Source organism: Aquiflexum sp. (assembly GCF_041749095.1).
Lineage (GTDB): Bacteria > Bacteroidota > Bacteroidia > Cytophagales > Cyclobacteriaceae > Aquiflexum.
In genome coordinates, this window is the sequence record NZ_JBGTCA010000567.1 from 1 (window position 1) to 2432 (window position 2432).

Annotated in this window: 2 protein-coding genes; one reads left to right on the forward strand and one right to left on the reverse strand. The window is 39.4% G+C overall.

Translation table 11 applies throughout. From position 1 onward, the window contains the following. Positions 1-136: 136 nt before the first annotated feature. Positions 137-1270, forward strand: coding sequence for an amidohydrolase (locus ACEW8O_RS25265; RefSeq protein ID WP_373497407.1), 1134 nt, complete (start codon positions 137-139; stop codon positions 1268-1270). An 8-nt stretch (positions 1271-1278) separates the two neighbouring features. On the opposite strand, the gene ACEW8O_RS25270 is transcribed toward ACEW8O_RS25265, so the two are convergent. After that, on the reverse strand, positions 1279-2406 hold the full coding sequence (locus ACEW8O_RS25270; RefSeq protein WP_373497408.1) for a fatty acid desaturase: 1128 nt from the start codon (positions 2404-2406) through the stop codon (positions 1279-1281). Positions 2407-2432: the final 26 nt, after the last annotated feature.

The window sequence follows — 2432 nt, forward strand, 5'->3', positions numbered from 1 at the left end:
TCAAAGTCACAAATCTAATATCTTATCCTTATTATTTCGGGACTAAAATCTTCCTTGTAATTTAATGGAACATTCCGCCTATATATTTTGTCATTTAAGGTAGTTGCATTCCTCTATTTTTGAAATACAAAAAACCATGGAAAAAGATACAATTAAAACCCTCATAGAATTCAGAAAAACTTTACACCAATATCCGGAGATATCAGGTGAGGAAAAAGAAACTTCAAAAAGGGTTTTGACATTTTTCAAAGACTTAAATCCAAGTAAGGTAATTCAAAAACTTGGAGGACATGGTTTGGCTATTATTTATGAAGGAAGAGAGGATGGCCCGGTTTCTCTATACCGTTGTGAATTGGACGGCTTGCCCATCAAAGAAGAAAACAACATCAAACATGCCAGCACAGTTGCAGGTAAATCACATGTCTGCGGACATGATGGGCATATGGCCATCATCAGTGGCTTGGGCATTCACCTTTCCAAAAACCCTCCCTCTAAAGGGAAAGTGGTTTTGTTGTTCCAACCGGCAGAAGAAACGGGCGCAGGAGCTGAAGCAATCCTCAAAGATCCGAAGTTCAAGGCCATCAATCCGGATTATGCTTTTGCGCTTCACAACTTACCCACATTTGACAGCAAGCAGATTATTCTAAAGAAGGGAGCTTTTGCAGCAGCTTCGGTTGGTATGACCGTTCATTTAAAAGGAAGAAACTCACATTCGGCCCATCCTGAGGCAGGCAATAGTCCGGCTGAAGCCATGGCCAAAACCATAGTGGCATTGGAAAGACTTCCTGATGCGATGAAAAAATTTACTTTGGTCACAGTCATTCATGCACAATTGGGTGAAATAGCTTTCGGTACAACCCCCGGTGAGGCGTATGTGAGGGCTACTTTAAGAGCACACGAAAATGAAACGAGGGATCTCTTGGTCTCATACGCAGAAAAGCTCATGGCTCAAATCGCCAAAGAATATGGCCTTGGTGTCACTTTTGAATTTACAGAAAGTTTTGCTGCCACCCACAATGACGAAGATGCCTGGAATCTTGGCAATGAAGCTGCAAAAAAACTCAAGCTCAAAACCAAGCACATCCGCATACCTTTCAGATGGTCTGAGGATTTTGGGTTGTTTTCAAGCCAAACCAAAACCTTGCTTTTTGGACTGGGATCAGGGAAGAAACAACCTCAATTGCATGAACCAAATTATGATTTCCCTGATGAACTCATCCCCGTTGGTGTCGGAATGTTCAGAGAAATCATTCACGAACTTCATGAATAAAAACAGGATCAGGCAACCATTTCCCTTTCCCTTGAGGAAAGTATAGGTTCTGCTATTTCTTCATTCCTACCTGCGTTCTTTAAGAATAGATAATGAGACTTTAACGCACTCATAAAAGTATCATTTTCATTATAGGGCAGATCAAATTCATGTGCAGTTTTCTTGACAATGTCTGAAATGGCAGGATAATGTATGTGACAGACTTTTGGAAAAAGATGGTGCTCCACTTGAAAATTTAACCCTCCACACAGAAAAGCTGCGATTTTACTTTTTCTTGCAAAATTTGCCGTAGTCCTCATTTGGTGTTCGGCCCAAGATTCTTCTATGTTTTCATTCTCCTTAAGAATGGGCAAATCCGTATCCTCCACCAAGTGGGCCAATTGAAATACAAGGCCGAGAACCAAACCTTCCGCAAAATTCATCACCAGAAACCCGATTGCAAATTGCCACCAAGTAATGTCCATTACTACCAATGGAATGACTATATATATCCCATAATACATCAACTTGTAAAAGAACAGGTTGAAATACTCGATTTTGGGATGTTTGTTTACATGTGAACCGATTTTTTTCTGGAAAAACTTTACGTAGTCCTTTCTGAAAAACCAAGATAAGGAGGCCAATGAATACAGTGCAAATGCATAGATATGCTGGAACTTATGGAAAGGTTTCAATGGCTCATCCTGAGTCACCCTGACCATGCCCGGTGCAACATCCAAATCACCATCATGCCCTACTATATTGGTGTAAGTATGATGAACCTTATTATGGGTGATAGTCCATACATATACATTAGCTCCAATAAAATGGAAAATAAAACCAAGAGATTTATTGATCCAGGCATGTTTGGAATAAGAACCATGAAGTGCATCATGGCAAACATTGAAACCGATAAAGGCCATATTCATACCCAAGATGATGGCCAGAAAGAAATTGACATAAGTGGGGAAAAACTCCAATAAAATCACAAAATACAGGCCTATCCAGGAACCAAGATATAGGACTGTTTTCCAAATCATCTCTGCGTTGGCGTTTTTGGAAATATTATTTTCTTTGAAATATGTATCAACTCTGTTTTTAATGGTCACAAAAAACTGTGAATTTCCCTGGTCATTAAATTTTAGGGATTGGTTCATAACTAATAATTTTTAATTGGTTAAGT